Below are 15029 nucleotides of genomic sequence, written 5' to 3'. Positions count from 1 at the left end.
GCCATCACGGGCCGTTCGATTCGCTTCCTTCAGACATTGATTTTGGGACGACCATGCATCGCTACCGGTCACACACATGCGGCGCGCTCCGCGAGAGCAACATCGGCGAGACCATCCGCCTCTCCGGCTGGGTCCATCGCGTCCGCGACCATGGCGGCGTGCTGTTCATCGACCTGCGCGACCATTACGGCCTGACCCAGTGCGTGGTCGATCCGGACTCGGCGGCGTTCTCGCTGGCCGAAAAGCTGCGCTCGGAATTCGTGGTCAAGATGGACGGCAAGGTCCGCCGCCGCCCCGATGGCACCGACAATGACGACCTGCCGACCGGCAAGGTCGAGGTCTACATCAGCGAGATCGAGGTGCTGGGCCCTGCCGGCGACCTGCCGCTGCCGGTGTTCGGCGACCAGGAATATCCCGAGGACATTAGGCTCAAATATCGCTTCTTGGACCTGCGTCGCGAAAAACTGCACCAGAACATCATGACGCGCGTCGAGATCATCAAGTCGATGCGCCGGCGCATGGAGGGGCAGGGCTTCTTCGAGTTCAACACGCCGATCCTGACCGCGTCCTCGCCGGAAGGCGCGCGCGACTTCCTCGTCCCGTCGCGCATCCATCCGGGAAAATTCTACGCGCTGCCGCAGGCGCCGCAGCAGTATAAGCAGCTGCTGATGATGAGCGGCTTCGACCGCTACTTCCAGATCGCGCCCTGCTTCCGCGACGAGGACCCGCGCGCCGACCGTCTGCCCGGCGAGTTCTACCAGCTCGACGTCGAGATGAGCTTTGTGACTCAGGAAGACGTCTTCGCGGCGATGGAGCCCGTCATCACCGGCGTGTTCGAGGAATTTGCCAAGGGCAAGCCCGTGACGAAAGGCTGGCGCCGGATTCCGTTCGCCGAGGCGTTGCGCAAGTACGGCAGCGACAAGCCGGACCTGCGCAACCCCATCGAGATGCAGGACGTCTCCGAGCATTTCCGCGGGAGCGGCTTCAAGGTGTTCGCGCGCATGCTCGAAGATCCCAAGAACCAGGTCTGGGCGATCCCGGCGCCTGGCGGCGGCAGCCGCGCTTTCTGCGACCGCATGAACTCGTGGGCGCAAGGCGAGGGCCAGCCCGGCCTCGGCTACATCATGTGGCGCGAGGGCGGCGAGGGCGCAGGTCCCCTCGCGAACAACATCGGGCCTGAGCGCACTGCCGCGATCCGCGCGCAGCTGGGCGTCAAGGAAGGCGATGCCGCCTTCTTCGTCGCCGGTGATCCCGACAAGTTCTGGAAGTTCTCAGGTCTTGCCCGCAACAAGGTCGGCGAGGAATTGAATCTCACCGACAAGGAACGGTTCGAGCTCGCCTGGATCGTCGACTTCCCGATGTACGAGTACAATGAGGACGACAAGAAGGTCGACTTCTCGCACAACCCGTTCTCGATGCCGCAAGGCGGGCTCGATGCGCTGAAGTCGCAGGATCCGCTGACCATCAAGGCGTTTCAGTACGACATCACCTGCAACGGCTACGAGATCGCCTCGGGCGGCATCCGCAACCACGTGCCGGAAGCGATGGTGAAGGCGTTCGAGATCGCAGGTTACGGCGAGCAGGAAGTGGTCGAGCGCTTCGGCGGCATGTACCGCGCCTTCCAGTACGGCGCCCCGCCGCATGGCGGTATGGCCGCGGGCGTCGACCGCATCGTGATGCTGCTCTGTGGCACCACGAATTTGCGCGAGATCTCGCTGTTCCCGATGAATCAGCAGGCCATGGACCTGCTGATGGGCGCCCCGTCGGAAGCCACCACGAAGCAGCTCCGCGAGCTGCACATCCGGGTGAACCTGCCGCAGAAGTAAGTGTGGCGGTCGGTCTCGTGCCCCGGACGCAGCGCAGCACGCGAGTGACGCGCTGCTGAGCCGGGGCCCAAGAATTCCGGTGAACTTGCCCTTTTCGTCTTCGTCGTGTTCAAGTTGACGTTAATCGTGACATCGATCTAAGGTCGCCTCGCGGACGGAGAGCTCAATGAGCAACAGTCGCGTCGCCACCCTAGTCTTGGCAGTGATTGCGCTGCTTATCGCCGGCATGATGGTCGAATTTTACTGGGATTGCCGCCTCCTGAAGGGAGGAACGATGAAAGACTGCATGCCCGGTCGCCCCGGACCGACGGGACTTCACTGACGACACGAGTTGAAGCCCTCCCGAGCTGCATCCGGGAGATCGAACTACAGCCCCGTCGAAGCCTCGATTCTGAACTGCGCCAGCGCGATGATCGGTTCCTGATCGAGGACATCCATCAGCTGAAGCACCGGCAGCTTGCCGAGCGGTGTCAGCCTGATGCTCAGCGTTTGCCCTGAGGTCTCGACGAAGCCGGCGAGTGCATCGACCGCGACCTTGGCATCGAGATTGGAGGCCGCGATCTTCTCGCCCTGGGCCCGGATCATCGCGACGATGGCGCTGCGCGCCGCATCGCGGCTGACATTCTGCATGCGCGCGAACTGGGCCACGACCAGATCGACCACGCCGCGGTCGCGCAAGGACAGCTCGATTACGCCGGTCTCGACCTGCGCCAATTGATCCATGGCCTCCAACCGGTCCATCGTGGTGAAGAGGTCGCGCGGCACCTTGGCAAGGGCCACGCTCAGCTGCGCCCTGGCGAGGTTGCCGAGATCGAGCGTGGCGGGTGTGAGGGCGAATGCGCCCGACGATTCGGTCCAGGCCGCGCCGAGGTCGAGATCGATCGCGAGCTTGTCCACGCCTGCCACGATCAGCGGCTGCAGCGCCGGATTGGTGGGATCGGTCGGCGTGACCATCTTCACGACCAGATTTGCCTTGCTCGGGATCGATCCCACCAGCTGGCCCCAGTTCAGGCTGATCGTGTCGACGGTGATGGGCTGCCGCGCAGTGTTGTGGGGCGCCACCACGCCCTTGATCTCGGCGCCTTCGAGCACACGGAACAGGCCCAGCATCTGATCGGGTGAGGGCGGCTGTCCGGGATTGCTGAGACCAGAGGCCCAGCGCATGAAGTTCGGCATGCTGAAGGATTTGAGCGCGAAGCGCTCCATCTTGAACTGACCCTGCGGCGAGGGAGCATCGACACCCTCGATCGCGAATTCGCCCTGCCGGTAGCGGATCGCATTGATCTTTCCTGTTCCCTGCGGTGTGCCAATCGAGGTCTTGCCGATTTCGGCTTTGCCGATGCGAATGCCGTCGTAGAAGCCAGCGACCTTCTCCATCCGCTCGCGTGTTTGCGCCGAAGTTGGCGCGGCCCATTTATCCTGCGGCATGTTAAACATCTCGAACAAATGGAGCTTCGACGGCTGCACGTCGATGTTTTCCATCGCGAAGCCGTCGACATCCATCCGCAGACCTAGCGTGGACTTGAGCACATAAGGGCCGCTCGAGATTTGCCGGTAGACCCGGCGGTAGCTGTCGTCACGGCTCGTCTGTGGATCGAGCGCGGCGAGGAACGGGGTTGAGTCGAAATCATTGACAATGATGCCGGAGATCTCGCCCGTCAGCTTGTCCGTCTTTCCCGGCTGCGTCACGTTGATCGCGAAGGTGGCGCGGTCCGTCTCTCATTGCATCGACCTTGCCGCGGCCGAGGTTTTGTAGCGCGAGGCCGGAATAGACCACTTCACCGCCCCCGATGTTGCTGCCGGCGTCGAAGCTGATGTTGATGGACGGCATCATCACGGACGTTGCCGTCACGCTCGCGAACTGGTCGAGCCCGAACCGGTACATTTCGCTGAGGGAGCTCGATGCCGGCGCGTTTTGAACGCGGAAGGGACCCGCATAGTCGCGCAGCGTCACCTGCGGGATCTTGTAGGCCACTTTGAGCTTGCCGGGGCCGACTTCGTCCAACGCAATCTCGACACCCGAAATGTCGATGCCGTCGGCGGCAAAGCGCATATCGCCGATCTGGCGGACGCCCGTGCTCTTGAAGGCGCCGATCTTGACGTGCCCCTGCGGCTGGTCGCGGGGCTCGACTGCGATGTCCTCGATCGTCAGCGTCCGAGTCGCGACCTCGAACCCGATCTTGCCATGGCTCGCCTTGCCGCCGCCTGCGCGCAGCTGGGCGAACACCGCCTCGACCTCGCTGGTCGCCCGGTGCTGGACATACAGATTGAAGCCGAACCATCCCCCCGCAGCGAGCACGGCAGCCACGATCAGGCCGATCAGGATTCGCTTCATTCCCAGCTCCAGTTGCTCGTTTTGCACCGCGCAACCTGCCATATTCGTGAAACGTGGCGCAGTCCAGAGAAAGCTATGGTTTCAGATATTTGACGGCGCGCCCTGTTGACGGGGCCGCAATCCGATGTTGCCACCGGGGCTTCGGCCGTGCTTCATCCGGTTTCCATGACCCGGAAATACGGTCCGCTCGGGCCGTCGCTCCGGATCATGCATTTTGGGGCCGGTAACGCGAAGCGAGACACCGCATGTCGTCCTATTCTGATGATCTCCACCAGGCGGCGCTCGCCTACCATCGTCTGCCGCGCCCCGGAAAGCTCGAGATCCAGGCAAGCAAGCCGCTTGCCAACCAGCGCGATCTCGCGCTGGCCTATTCGCCGGGCGTTGCCGCGGCCTGTACCGAGATCGCCAAGAACCCGGCCGAGGCCGCTACGCTGACCACGCGCGCCAACCTGGTTGCCGTGGTCTCCAACGGCACCGCGGTGCTCGGCCTAGGCAATATCGGTCCGCTGGCCTCCAAGCCGGTGATGGAAGGCAAGGCGGTCCTGTTCAAGAAATTCGCCGGCATCGACGTGTTCGACATCGAGATCGCCGCCGACACCATCGACCGCGTGGTCGAGACCGTGGCCGCGCTGGAGCCGACCTTCGGCGGCATCAATCTGGAGGACATCCGCGGACCGGAATGCTTCGAGATCGAAGCGCGCTTGAAGGAGCGCATGAAGATTCCGGTCTTCCACGACGACCAGCACGGCACTGCGATCATCGTCGCCGCCGCCATCACCAATGGTCTGAGGCTGAACGGCAAGAAGCTGCCCGAGGTCAAGATCGTCGCGTCGGGGGCAGGGGCCGCGGCGATTGCGACACTCAATCTCCTGGTCTCGATGGGCGCGCAGCGCAAGAACATCTGGGTCTGCGACATCGACGGCCTCGTGCACGAGGGCCGCAACACCTCGATGGACCGCTGGAAGGCGGTCTATGCGCAGAAGACCGACAAGCGCACGCTCGCCGACGTCATCGGCGGCGCCGACATCTTCATCGGACTCTCGGCACCCGGCGTGCTCAAGCCGGAGATGGCCAAGGCGATGGGCGACAAGCCCCTGATCATGGCGCTCGCCAATCCGGTGCCGGAAATCATGCCGGAAGAGGCGCGCAAGGCGCGCCCCGACGCCATGATCTGCACCGGCCGTTCCGACTACCCGAACCAGGTCAACAACGTCCTCTGTTTTCCCTTCATCTTCCGTGGGGCGCTCGACGTCGGCGCCACCGCGATCAACGAGGAGATGAAGCAGGCCGCCGTCGAGGCCATCGCGCAGCTCGCGCGCGAGGCGCCGTCGGATGCCGTCGCGCAGGGTTTCGACACCGGCGAGACGCAGGGCTTCGGTCCGGGCTCGCTGATCCCGAGCCCCTTTGATCCCAGGTTGATCTTGCGCATCGCGCCGGCCGTGGCGAAGGCGGCGATGGAATCGGGCGTCGCAACGCGCCCCATCACCAATTTCGACGAATACACCGCGCTGCTCGAGCGCTTCGCCTTCCGCTCCGGCCTCGTCATGAAGCCGATGTTCGCCAAGGCCAAGACCCAGCCGGTGCGCGTGATCTATGCCGAAGGCGAGGACGAGCGCGTGCTGCGCGCCACGCAAGTCGTGCTGGAGGAAAAGCTGGCTCGGCCGATCCTGGTCGGCCGTCCGTCGGTCGTGGAGGCGCGCATCAAGCGCTTCGGCCTCTCGATCCGCGCCGGCAAGGATTTCGACCTCGTCAATCCCGAGGACGATCCGCGCTACCGCTCCTACGTGCAGTCCTATGTCGAGGTCGCCGGTCGCCGCGGCGTGACGCCGGATGCAGCCCGCACCGTGGTGCGCACCAACAATACGGTGATCGCCGCGCTCGCGGTCACGCGCGGGGAAGCGGACGCCATGCTCTGCGGCGTCGAGGGCCGCTACATGAGCCATCTGCGTCATGTCCGCGAGATCATCGGCTTCTCGCCTGGAATCAGCGACTATGCGGCGCTGGCGCTATTGATCACCAGCAAGGGCGCCTTCTTCATCGCCGACACGCAGGTTCGCCCCAATCCGAGCGCGGAGGAGCTTGCCGAGATCGCATCGCTCGCCGCGGTCCACGTCCAGCGCTTCAACATCAAGCCGAAGATCGCCTTCGTCTCGCATTCGGATTTCGGCAGCTACGACACCGATTCCTCACGCAAGATGCGGCTGGCGACCCAGCTTCTGAAGGACAAGCATCCGGAGATCGAGGCCGACGGCGAAATGCAGGGCGACACCGCACTCTCCGCAGCTGCGCGACGGATGGTGCTGCCGCATTCCAAGCTGGAGGGCGAGGCCAACATCCTGATCATGCCGACCCTGGATACCGCCAACGTCGCCTATCAGATGATCAAGTCGCTGGCGGACGCGCTGCCCGTCGGCCCGATCCTGGTCGGCCCGGCGCGCCCGGCGCACATCCTCACCCCCTCGGTGACGGCACGCGGCATCCTCAACATGACCGCAGTCGCCGTGGTGGAAGCGCAGGAGCGCGCCTCGCGGCAGCAGCCGACGTTGTTTACGTAAGGCCTCAACGTCCCACGAAGTCGTCATGCCCGGGCTTGTCCCGGGCATCCACGTTCTTTGTGCGGTGGGACAGCTCGTGGATGGCCGGGTCAAGCCCGGCCATGACGCCGAGAGAGTAGTACTCAGCTCATCCCAGCTGGTTCGATTCCGCTAGGGAGCGCCAACTTTGAATTCCTATCAGTTCGCCATTTCCCCGTTTGTAAACCGGCGCACGACTCTCCATAATCCACTTCAAGCGTTCCGCGCTTTGAGCTTGCCAAGAGGCCGATCATGCCAGCGTTCGTGACTTTCGGGCGAATCCTGTTCGCCGTGCTGTTCATCTACACGGGCGCGACCAAGCTCTTTGCCATGCAGGCCACCGCCGACGTCATCGCAACCAAGCTCGTGGTGCCCGATGTCGTCGCGCCTTATGCCCAGCAGGTCGAGACGGCGACCGCCATGACCACGCCGCAGCTCTTGGCGATCGCGATCGGCGGGCTCGAGATCATTGCAGGGCTGATGATCGCGCTGAATTTCGGCGCGCGTTTCTTCGCGATGCTGCTGATCGTCTACGTCGCCGTCGCGACCGTCCTGTTCTACGATTTCTGGAACATGGCGGCGCCCGACAACGCCAAGATGCTGGTCGACGCGCTCAAGAACCTCTCGATCATCGGCGCGCTCTGCATGATCATCGGCTATGGCCGCACCACGCGCCCGGCCGAGGCGGCCTACGGCGACGTCTAGCGGTCACTCCGCTCTCGGCGGCGCGATCTCGCGCATCCAGCGGGAAATCGTCGCGCTGCTCGCTCCATCGCTGCCGCGCTGTCGGCCGAGCAGGGCGGCCTCCCGTGCGGCGCGGGGCGTGATGCCGTAGGCGGCCTTGAACGAGCGCGTGAAGTGCGCGTCGGTGCCGAGCTGCCAGCGCCGTGCCACCTCGCTGATCCGGGGGCCCCGCGCGCCCGAATTGGCGAGGTCGAAGAAGGCGCGGTGCAGCCGGCGGCTGCGGATGTAGTCGGCGATGCCGCCGACCGGCGCGAACAGCCGGTACAGCGAGGCCCGGTACAGGCCGAAATGGGCGGCGATCGAATTGGCCGACAGATCCTCGCTGGCAAGGCCAGCCTCGATGTATTGGCGGATCCGCATCAAGGACGGGCTTGCCGCGACGCTATGGTCGGCATCGGCCTCGCCACGTTCGATTTCATTGCGAAGGCACGCGGCCAGCAGCGACACCGTGCCCTCGACTACCGATTGGCATTCGTCGAGGCTCATGCGCGGCGCAAATTCGAACAGGGCGGTGAGATGCCCGGCCAGCAATCGTGCGATCACGCTGCTGCCCGGCAGGACCAGGCCATGCAAATCATCGACCCGCAAGAGATGGGCGGCGAACATCGGCCGCGGCACGACCAGCGTGACATTCTCGAACGCCGTGGCCTTGGTCTCCAGCGTCTGGGCGAGATCGAACAGGCAGATGTCGCCGGCGCGCACGCGCATCGGCCGTGTGCCGGCAACGCCGTCATAGCCGCCCTTCAGATAGAGCTGCAGGATGATGTGGTCGACGCCGCTGCGCGCGATCGTTTCGGCCGTCCGGCGGAAGCGCTGGCCGCTGGCACGGCTCAGCCCGATCAGCACCGGTCCCATGGCGTAGGAGCTGAGGTCGGCGCGAAACGGGCCCGGTTCGCCGGCGGCGAGCTCGTCCACCTCGAACAGCGTGGCGACGGCTTCCCGCCACGCTGCGATGTTCGCCTCCGTCTCCATCTGATCGGCGCTAAAGCCGAATGCCGGCAGCAGGGACGATATAGGGGCGACATCGTCATTCAATCCGGAAGCGTCCGTCGGACTAGTCGTCGTGCAGTCGTCGCTCATTCTGGCCGTGGGTTAGTTTTTGCTCTTTTGTCTCAGTCTATTGATGCGGTGTGTCGCAGCCGCCCGCTCGTATTGACGCCGCGCCTCGGACGTTGGCTATAGCGCCACGACCGCCGTCGGGGCCGATTTTCGGGTCTCGGCAAATATGCTAGCCGGCTTTGCGCTGGCCGGCGGCGGGACCAATTTTAGCACGGCACGCCAGCAACATGCTTAACGGTATGATGTTGCCGGTACTGTGCATGGGGTTGTTTTCCAGTTTGAGTCGGAGCCGGCGTAAGCGCCACTGCCGGCAGGCTACCCCCGCCGCCACGGGGTCACGGTCACTTCATGCGCCGCGTCGAGGAGGTAGGGCGCACCCGGCTTCATCCCGTGGGCAGCCAGCACCTCGTGAGGCGTCCGCTGGGGTACGCCGACGAAGCAGCCTTCACCGCCGGGCAGCCGCACATGCGGAGCCTCCGACAGCCAGAACGTGTCGTAGCGGTCCATGAACAGGTCGAACACGACCGGTCCGCCGATGACGGCGACCATGCCGGATGCGACGTCGGCGAAGGCGCAGGCTTCCTCGAAGCTCGCATGCTCAGGATTCCACAGCGTCGCGTTCGGCATCTCCGGATCGACGGTGAGGTCCCTGATTTTGCGGGTTAGGATCAGCCGCTTGCGCCTGGCCGAATTCGGCTGCTGCTCGTGCGAGTTGCGGCCGTGCACGATCAGCGCGGCGCGATCGAGCGCCTGCTCGAAGAACCGCTTGTCGCCTTCGAATTTCAACGTCTCAGGCATGATGTGCGACGGATCGGCGAGCATGCCGTCCGCGGAGACGATGACGTAGCCTTCGATACGGAAAGACAATTGCGACGGCTATTCGGAAACGGTGGTCACCACCGAATTGACCGGGCGCTGGCTCACCGTCGGCAGCTTGAGATCCTTGAGCAGCTCCTGGTCGTACTCCGGCAGCGTCGAGGCCGGGAACTTGGCGCGCATCGCTACCACCTTGTAGCCGCCGGCCTTCAGCCGCTTAAGCAGCTCGGGCAGGGCCTCCGCGGTGTGCTTCTGAAAGTCGTGCATCAGGATGATGCCCTTGCCCTTGGTGTCGAGCTTCTTCATCACGGTCTCGACGATCTTCTCGGGCTTGGAAGCCTTGAAGTCGAACGAGTCGATGTCGCAGGAGAAGCTCGCGACATTGCGGTTGCCGAGATAGGTGACCATCTCCGGCGGATGCTGCAGCGCCGGGAAGCGGAAGAACGGCGCGGGCGAGATGCCGCCGAGCGCCCACTTCACCGCCGCAAAGCCTTTCTCGATCTCGTCCTTGCGTTGCGCTTCGTTGAGCTTCTTGTTGTTGAGGTTCGCGTGCGACCAGGTGTGGGCGCCAACGGTGTGGCCGGCTGCGTAGACCTGCTTGAGGACCTCCGGCTCGTACGTCGCGTGCTTGCCGATGATGAAGAAGATTCCGGTGGTGCATTCGTCCGCGAGCGCCTTCAGCACCGCGGGCGTGTTGCGCGGCCAGGGGCCGTCGTCGAAGGTCAGCACGACCTCCTTGTCACGCAGGAAGTCGAGCTCCTTGAAGTGCTCGAAGCCGAAGCCGGGACCGCCCGTGGTGTCGATCTCGACGGTGCGGGCGACGCCGAGCGCGCCCGGTGTGTTGCAGGCCGCGCGGGCCGGCTGCGGCGGCTGTTTCGGCGGGGGCGGATTGACGAAGCCCGCCGGCGCCGCGGCCGCTGCTGCAGGCGCTGGACCTGCAGGGGACGTTGCAGCCGCTGGTGTTGCCGCCGGCGCGGCTTGCGGTGCGGCCGCGGGCTTCGCGGCCGGCGTCTGCGACCATGCGGCGCCGGTCAGCGCCACCGACATCGCACCTGCTAAAATCAGTCCTGCCGCCACGCGCATGGTGATGTCCCTCGAGATTGATCCCGTTGTTCCGCCGGGGCTTTTCGCCTGCGGCAAAAACCGTCCGGCCCAAAACAATCCTAGCCTAGATGGTGGGCCGTCGCCATTGCAACGGCTGTTTGATGCCGCGCCGCAATTGTGCCCAGCCGGATGGCGTGCACCTGGATCAAGTGTCGGACAAGGCCCTTGCAATGGCGGTCTTGATCCGCGTGTCGGCCGGCTCGACGGCGGATGGAAATACCTCGGCGATATAGCCGTCGCGGCCGATCAGGTATTTGTGGAAGTTCCAGCGCGGAACTTCCTTCGGTCGGGCTTCCGCGGCCCATTTGTAGAAGGGATGCGCCCTCGCACCGACCACCGCAGCCTTGGCTGTGATCGGGAAGGTAACGCCATATTGGTGGTGTGCGGTCTGCGTGATCTCGCTGCCGCCACCGGGCTCCTGGCCACCGAAATCGTTGGACGGCACGCCGATCACGGTGAGCCCGCGCCCGCGAAATTCGTTCCAGATCTCCTGCAGGCCGGCATATTGCGGCGTGTAGCCACAGAGCGAGGCCGTGTTCACCACCAGCAGCGGTTTGCCGGTGAACGTGGCGAGGCGGATGTCGTCGCCTGACAATGCGGGGAAGGAGAAGGCGTAGGCCGAGATCCGGCTCATGGCGCCATCAGCGAGGGCGCGCGTGACAGGCGCGAACGCGCCCACAAGCGCGACGCTCAGCACGGTTCTGCGATTCATCATGACGGCGTCCCCCGAGATGATCCGAGGGCAGATTACTCCGCCACTGCGGCCTCGCGCGTCAACACCGCGTTATCGGTCCTGCGAGAGAGCTAGTACAGGCGGACGATGAAGTCGGTGCCTTCGCCGGTCTCGCCCTGGTTGATGCCCTGGTCGGAGACGATGATCGAGCCGCCTGACGTCAGCATCTCGTTGATCTTCGCCATGGTCTCAGTGGGGACCGAGATGCGGTTGAGGGCTTCGGCCGGGCTGTCCGGCGTCACCACCGGTTTTGCGGCGACGGGGATCACGGCGGCACCGCGCTGGCGGCGCGCCACGCGGCTGTCGTCCTCGCGCGCCGCGGAACGGGCGGACACGGGCAGCGACACCACCGACCAGCGCAGCGTGTTGGCATCGGCCTTGTCGAGCTCGGCGGTGAAGACATGCGTGCCGAGCGGCCGGTCGCTCGCGGCGATCGTGACAGGCACCTCGAACAGCGGCGCAAAATTCTGCCGCACATAGAGCTTGGAATCCTTGCGGCTGATGAAGACGGCAATCTGGCCGGCCCGCTTGGGTGTGTCCGGCTTTGCCGCCGGCGCAGGATCGGTGAGGCGGCCCTCGTCCTTCTTTGCATCGGGTGCGGTGGCGAGCGCCGGCGCATCGGGTGCCTTCGCGGCTTCGGTTTTGACCGGCTCGACTTTGTCGGCGGGCTTGTTCTCGTTCGCCGGCTTGGCGGCGTCTTCGGACGCAGGCTTGGCCGCTTCGGCCGTCTTGACCTCGCCGGCCGTCGCGGCGGCTTCCTCGCGCGCAGCCGCTTGGCCGGTGGTAACGTCCGACAACACGGCGTGGCCTACCGAGGTGCGCAGCTCGACCACGCTGTCGGCGCTGGCCGTCTTGGTCTCGACCGGGCTGGCTTCGGTCGTGCCTTTATCGGCCTTGTCAGCGACATTGGTCTGCGGCGCGAGGCTGGCGACGGGCTGCGGCGGCACGCGCATCGAGGCAAGCGCGGGATGGGAGAAGCTTTGCGGCGACACCTGGCCCGGCGCCACGATCACGCGCGCGCCCATCCTGGTCCAGTTCCACATCTTCATCGCGAACGCCATGGGCATGCGGATGCAGCCATGCGAGGCCGGATAGCCCGGCAGCGCGCCAGCATGCATCGCGACGCCGGACCAGGTGATCCGCTGCATGTACGGCATCGGCGCGCCGCTATAGAGGTTGGAACGGTGGAATTTGTGCTTCTGGATGATGCTGAACACGCCCATCGGCGTCGAGTGGCCCTTCATGCCCGTCGACACCGGTGATTCCGCGAACACACCGGCTTTGTCGTAGACCGTCACCTTCTGCCGCTCGATCGAGACGACAATGACGAGCGGCCCTTGCGGCTTGGTGCCGGCTTCCTTCTCGACGACGACGTCCTTCTTGCTTGCGGCGCCGCGCTTTTGCGGCTTCTGGCGCGGTATTTCGGGAAGCCGGTTCGGCCGGGCGTAGTAGGGCCGGTCGGAATAGTCCGTCCAGTAATAAAATGCTGCGTTCGCCTCGCTGGTCGCGCCGATCGCACCCGCCGCCGTCAAAATGACGACCTGCCACAGCCGTGCAGGCTTGGCAGAAGAACCCCACCCGTTCACGCTGTTCATCTTCGAATCCATAATCCAAATCAGACGTTAGTCTCGCAAAGGGGATACGCGTTCACCAGCAGCGCGGTTCTGCCATCAGCTACTTTTGTCCAAGGCGTAGCAAAAAAGCCTCACGGAGCGGTAAACGGCGGCCGGGTCCGCTCCTCTGCCGCCTTCCTGACCGCCGCTTGCGTTCCTACATTGCGGGGACTTGTTAGCGGAGAACTTCATGTCATCTCGTTTCCCCGGTCTTTCGAGCATCCATCTGAAAGGTCTCGCTTTTATTCCTCCTGGCTCTGACTGCGCCAATGGCGTCGGCATCTGCGGCCGACGAACCTGATCTGATCTTCCGCCGCTCTACCGTGTTCAAATGGATGAGCCCGAACGACAAGCTCGCGACCTATGGTCTCGACGATCCCGAAGTCGAAGGCGTCGCCTGTCATTTCACGGTGCCGGAGAAGGGCGGCTTCAAAGGCTGGCTCGGCCTTGCCGAGGAGGTCTCGGATATCTCGCTGGCCTGCCGCCAGGTCGGTCCGGTCAAGTTCAAGCACAAGATGGAGCAGGGCGACGACATGTTCCGCCAGCGCCGGTCGCTGTTCTTCAAGAAGATGCAGATCGTGCGCGGCTGCGACGCCAAGCGCAACGTGCTGGTCTACATGGTTTATTCAGACAAGCTGATCGAAGGCTCGCCCAAGAACTCGACGTCGACCGTGCCGATCATGCCGTGGGGACCGGCGGACGCAAACGTCCAGAAGTGCGGCGAGTTCTTCACGCAATGAGGCGCTCCGCGTTCACTCCTGCGACGCGCTCGCGGTCACCCGGTGGCGATCGCGCGGCCTCGCAAGGCGCGACCCGGTCAGCCGCACGAATGTCTGCGGCGCGGCCTCGAAGCCGCGGCTCGATTGCAGCGCCATTGCGCCGGTGCTGCCGCGAATGATCGGTTGATCTGCGCGCTCCGTCGGTGGATTTTCATCGCGCGGCGTTGCGCGATTTCCCGCCATCATGGCCATCCCTCACGTGAATGCGCCCGATGATCCGGGCGTCTCGGTTTCGATGGCTTGGGTCGTTGTTGAACCAATTCCGGTTCGACAGGATCCAGCCTTCTTTTGCCGCCCTTTCAGCAGAAAAACGTAAAATGCATGTGAAGCGCGCGCGGCGGCCGCGTGACGACGCCTGGGCGGGTGCATGTCCGGGCCGGCGCCGGAACTTGGCAGGCGATTATGGCCTGCCGCGAGACCTGTCTGAAATAATTGGCATTTTCCGAGAATTGTTTCGTCGCCGCGGCCAGAACGAAACAATTCTCACGAAGACGAAACCATTTTCAGCGTTTCGCGCATCACGCGCGAAACCGCCCATGGTTATCAGGCTCATAACGACGACGGCGCACCGCCGGCCACCGAATTGGGACACAGATCATGCGCGCGCTCAGCTTCATCCTGGCTTTCGGTTTCGTGCTCGCCGGCTCCTCATTGGCGGGCGTGCCCGACGGCAATCTTCCTGGAGTCGGAACTTTCCAGTACAGCGGCTCGCCCGTTGCGGTTCCGGCCGCTCAGCCGATCATGGTTGCCGCGCGCTTCTGACCGCACACAACAAATCAGCAGGCAAAGCCAATCATGTTGCTTCGTCTCTGCGCCGCAGCGTTCGTGTCCCTTCTGACGATCAGCTCCGCTTATGCGCAGGTCCGCTCACCGTCCAGGCTACCCGATCCGCGTGGCGAGTTCGTCCGCCAGTGTGCGCCGCGCATGCTCGGGCGCTGGCAGCATCCGGAAGCGGTCTGCGGCTGCCTGCACGATCACGCCGCCGCGGCCGTCGAGGATCGCGATCTGCGCGAAGCGCTGCTGCGCGGCATCAGCGAGACCGGCGTGCCCACCATCGAGACCGATTGGGTACCGGCCTCCAAGCACAGCGAGATCGGCCCGACCTTCACGAAGATCGCCAAACCGACCCTGCAGTGCATGTTCGATCCGGCGAAGTAGCTTCCCGGATCCTTACTTCGTTTTCGGTCCGTGCCGCGGCACGCAGGAGCTCGTGCGCGAGACTCCTTTGTCGGTCATCTTCGCGCCGCGCACTTCCCTGAGCTGACCGGCGGGGCAGGTTCCGTCATCCACGAGCACGCGCTGGCCGAGCTTCAGATCGCCGATGTCCTGCTCGCGTCCGACTGTGGCAGCGCGTGCCGTCGAGACAAGTGCGATGGAGATCAGCAGCGAGAGGCAGGTCGTGTGGCGCAGCAGCATGATTTGAGGTCCCGGATCGATGCCGCAATTT

General features: G+C 64.4%; 16 protein-coding genes. 7 read left to right on the top strand and 9 right to left on the bottom strand.

Going from position 1 to position 15029, the window contains the following annotated elements; all coding sequences use genetic code 11:
• The first annotated feature begins 53 nt into the window (after positions 1-53).
• Both aspS and ABIA40_RS13675 read left to right on the top strand, forming a co-directional pair.
• On the top strand, positions 54-1826 hold the full coding sequence (gene aspS, locus ABIA40_RS13680; protein WP_404541522.1) for an aspartate--tRNA ligase: 1773 nt from the start codon (positions 54-56) through the stop codon (positions 1824-1826).
• Between the two features lie 166 nt (positions 1827-1992).
• Positions 1993-2148 (top strand): hypothetical protein, encoded by a 156-nt coding sequence (locus tag ABIA40_RS13675; RefSeq protein WP_275499355.1) that lies wholly within the window; start codon positions 1993-1995, stop codon positions 2146-2148.
• Between the two features lie 44 nt (positions 2149-2192).
• Here the strand turns inward: ABIA40_RS13675 and ABIA40_RS13670 are convergent, their stop codons facing one another.
• Together ABIA40_RS13670 and ABIA40_RS13665 are read right to left on the bottom strand one after the other, a co-directional pair.
• Positions 2193-3515 (bottom strand): hypothetical protein, encoded by a 1323-nt coding sequence (locus ABIA40_RS13670; RefSeq protein ID WP_404541519.1) that lies wholly within the window; start codon positions 3513-3515, stop codon positions 2193-2195.
• Positions 3454-4161, bottom strand: coding sequence for a hypothetical protein (locus ABIA40_RS13665; RefSeq protein ID WP_404541517.1), 708 nt, complete (start codon positions 4159-4161; stop codon positions 3454-3456). Before ABIA40_RS13665 ends, ABIA40_RS13670 begins: the two co-directional genes overlap by 62 nt.
• 245 nt (positions 4162-4406) lie before the next feature.
• On the opposite strand from ABIA40_RS13665, the gene ABIA40_RS13660 reads away from it, so the two are divergent.
• The gene (locus tag ABIA40_RS13660; protein WP_404541514.1) at positions 4407-6716 is read left to right on the top strand and encodes an NADP-dependent malic enzyme; all 2310 of its coding nucleotides are present in this window, start codon (positions 4407-4409) and stop codon (positions 6714-6716) included.
• Between the two features lie 270 nt (positions 6717-6986).
• Complete coding sequence (locus ABIA40_RS13655; protein WP_275516762.1) at positions 6987-7439, top strand: DoxX family membrane protein; 453 nt, start codon at positions 6987-6989, stop codon at positions 7437-7439.
• Positions 7440-7442: 3 nt separating this feature from the next.
• Here the strand turns inward: ABIA40_RS13655 and ABIA40_RS13650 are convergent, their stop codons facing one another.
• The 5 genes from ABIA40_RS13650 to ABIA40_RS13630 all read right to left on the bottom strand — a co-directional run bounded on the left by ABIA40_RS13650 (position 7443) and on the right by ABIA40_RS13630 (position 12785).
• A complete protein-coding gene (locus ABIA40_RS13650; RefSeq protein ID WP_404541511.1) occupies positions 7443-8558 on the bottom strand; it encodes a helix-turn-helix domain-containing protein in 1116 nt (371 codons plus the stop codon).
• A gap of 294 nt (positions 8559-8852) precedes the next feature.
• The gene (locus ABIA40_RS13645) at positions 8853-9404 is read right to left on the bottom strand and encodes a dihydrofolate reductase (protein ID WP_404541509.1); all 552 of its coding nucleotides are present in this window, start codon (positions 9402-9404) and stop codon (positions 8853-8855) included.
• Between the two features lie 9 nt (positions 9405-9413).
• Positions 9414-10436 (bottom strand): polysaccharide deacetylase family protein, encoded by a 1023-nt coding sequence (locus tag ABIA40_RS13640; protein ID WP_404541507.1) that lies wholly within the window; start codon positions 10434-10436, stop codon positions 9414-9416.
• Between the two features lie 166 nt (positions 10437-10602).
• On the bottom strand, positions 10603-11172 hold the full coding sequence (locus ABIA40_RS13635) for a glutathione peroxidase (protein WP_157284626.1): 570 nt from the start codon (positions 11170-11172) through the stop codon (positions 10603-10605).
• Between the two features lie 89 nt (positions 11173-11261).
• Positions 11262-12785 (bottom strand): L,D-transpeptidase family protein, encoded by a 1524-nt coding sequence (locus ABIA40_RS13630; RefSeq protein WP_404541503.1) that lies wholly within the window; start codon positions 12783-12785, stop codon positions 11262-11264.
• Positions 12786-13072: 287 nt separating this feature from the next.
• Between ABIA40_RS13630 and ABIA40_RS13625 the strand changes: the two genes are divergently transcribed.
• Positions 13073-13543: a CreA family protein gene (locus ABIA40_RS13625; RefSeq protein WP_404541501.1), complete on the top strand. Its 471-nt coding sequence runs from the start codon at positions 13073-13075 to the stop codon at positions 13541-13543.
• Positions 13544-13555: 12 nt separating this feature from the next.
• On the opposite strand, the gene ABIA40_RS13620 is transcribed toward ABIA40_RS13625, so the two are convergent.
• On the bottom strand, positions 13556-13768 hold the full coding sequence (locus ABIA40_RS13620; RefSeq protein WP_271546928.1) for a hypothetical protein: 213 nt from the start codon (positions 13766-13768) through the stop codon (positions 13556-13558).
• A 411-nt stretch (positions 13769-14179) separates the two neighbouring features.
• Between ABIA40_RS13620 and ABIA40_RS13615 the strand changes: the two genes are divergently transcribed.
• Complete coding sequence (locus ABIA40_RS13615) at positions 14180-14344, top strand: hypothetical protein (protein ID WP_271546926.1); 165 nt, start codon at positions 14180-14182, stop codon at positions 14342-14344.
• Between the two features lie 33 nt (positions 14345-14377).
• Positions 14378-14740: a hypothetical protein gene (locus ABIA40_RS13610; protein WP_157284630.1), complete on the top strand. Its 363-nt coding sequence runs from the start codon at positions 14378-14380 to the stop codon at positions 14738-14740.
• Between the two features lie 12 nt (positions 14741-14752).
• Here the strand turns inward: ABIA40_RS13610 and ABIA40_RS13605 are convergent, their stop codons facing one another.
• Entirely contained in the window at positions 14753-14998 is a 246-nt protein-coding gene (locus ABIA40_RS13605; RefSeq protein ID WP_157284631.1) for a DUF6719 family protein, read from the bottom strand.
• Positions 14999-15029 lie beyond the last annotated feature (31 nt).

Source organism: Bradyrhizobium sp. USDA 223, from assembly GCF_044909005.1.
Lineage (GTDB): Bacteria > Pseudomonadota > Alphaproteobacteria > Rhizobiales > Xanthobacteraceae > Bradyrhizobium > Bradyrhizobium yuanmingense.
The sequence above is the reverse complement of the archived record's forward strand: the minus strand, read 5'-3'. Positions and strand labels throughout refer to the sequence as shown.

What these genes read in the sequence shown, in the direction of transcription:
- aspS (WP_404541522.1), top strand. Translation starts at nt 54, where the DNA reads ATGCATCGCTACCGGTCACACACATGCGGCGCGCTCCGCGAGAGCAAC.
- ABIA40_RS13675 (WP_275499355.1), top strand. Translation starts at nt 1,993, where the DNA reads ATGAGCAACAGTCGCGTCGCCACCCTAGTCTTGGCAGTGATTGCGCTG.
- ABIA40_RS13665 (WP_404541517.1), bottom strand. Translation starts at nt 4,161, where the DNA reads ATGAAGCGAATCCTGATCGGCCTGATCGTGGCTGCCGTGCTCGCTGCG.
- ABIA40_RS13660 (WP_404541514.1), top strand. Translation starts at nt 4,407, where the DNA reads ATGTCGTCCTATTCTGATGATCTCCACCAGGCGGCGCTCGCCTACCAT.
- ABIA40_RS13655 (WP_275516762.1), top strand. Translation starts at nt 6,987, where the DNA reads ATGCCAGCGTTCGTGACTTTCGGGCGAATCCTGTTCGCCGTGCTGTTC.
- ABIA40_RS13650 (WP_404541511.1), bottom strand. Translation starts at nt 8,558, where the DNA reads ATGAGCGACGACTGCACGACGACTAGTCCGACGGACGCTTCCGGATTG.
- ABIA40_RS13640 (WP_404541507.1), bottom strand. Translation starts at nt 10,436, where the DNA reads ATGCGCGTGGCGGCAGGACTGATTTTAGCAGGTGCGATGTCGGTGGCG.
- ABIA40_RS13635 (WP_157284626.1), bottom strand. Translation starts at nt 11,172, where the DNA reads ATGATGAATCGCAGAACCGTGCTGAGCGTCGCGCTTGTGGGCGCGTTC.
- ABIA40_RS13630 (WP_404541503.1), bottom strand. Translation starts at nt 12,785, where the DNA reads ATGAACAGCGTGAACGGGTGGGGTTCTTCTGCCAAGCCTGCACGGCTG.
- ABIA40_RS13625 (WP_404541501.1), top strand. Translation starts at nt 13,073, where the DNA reads ATGGCGTCGGCATCTGCGGCCGACGAACCTGATCTGATCTTCCGCCGC.
- ABIA40_RS13620 (WP_271546928.1), bottom strand. Translation starts at nt 13,768, where the DNA reads ATGATGGCGGGAAATCGCGCAACGCCGCGCGATGAAAATCCACCGACG.
- ABIA40_RS13615 (WP_271546926.1), top strand. Translation starts at nt 14,180, where the DNA reads ATGCGCGCGCTCAGCTTCATCCTGGCTTTCGGTTTCGTGCTCGCCGGC.
- ABIA40_RS13610 (WP_157284630.1), top strand. Translation starts at nt 14,378, where the DNA reads ATGTTGCTTCGTCTCTGCGCCGCAGCGTTCGTGTCCCTTCTGACGATC.
- ABIA40_RS13605 (WP_157284631.1), bottom strand. Translation starts at nt 14,998, where the DNA reads ATGCTGCTGCGCCACACGACCTGCCTCTCGCTGCTGATCTCCATCGCA.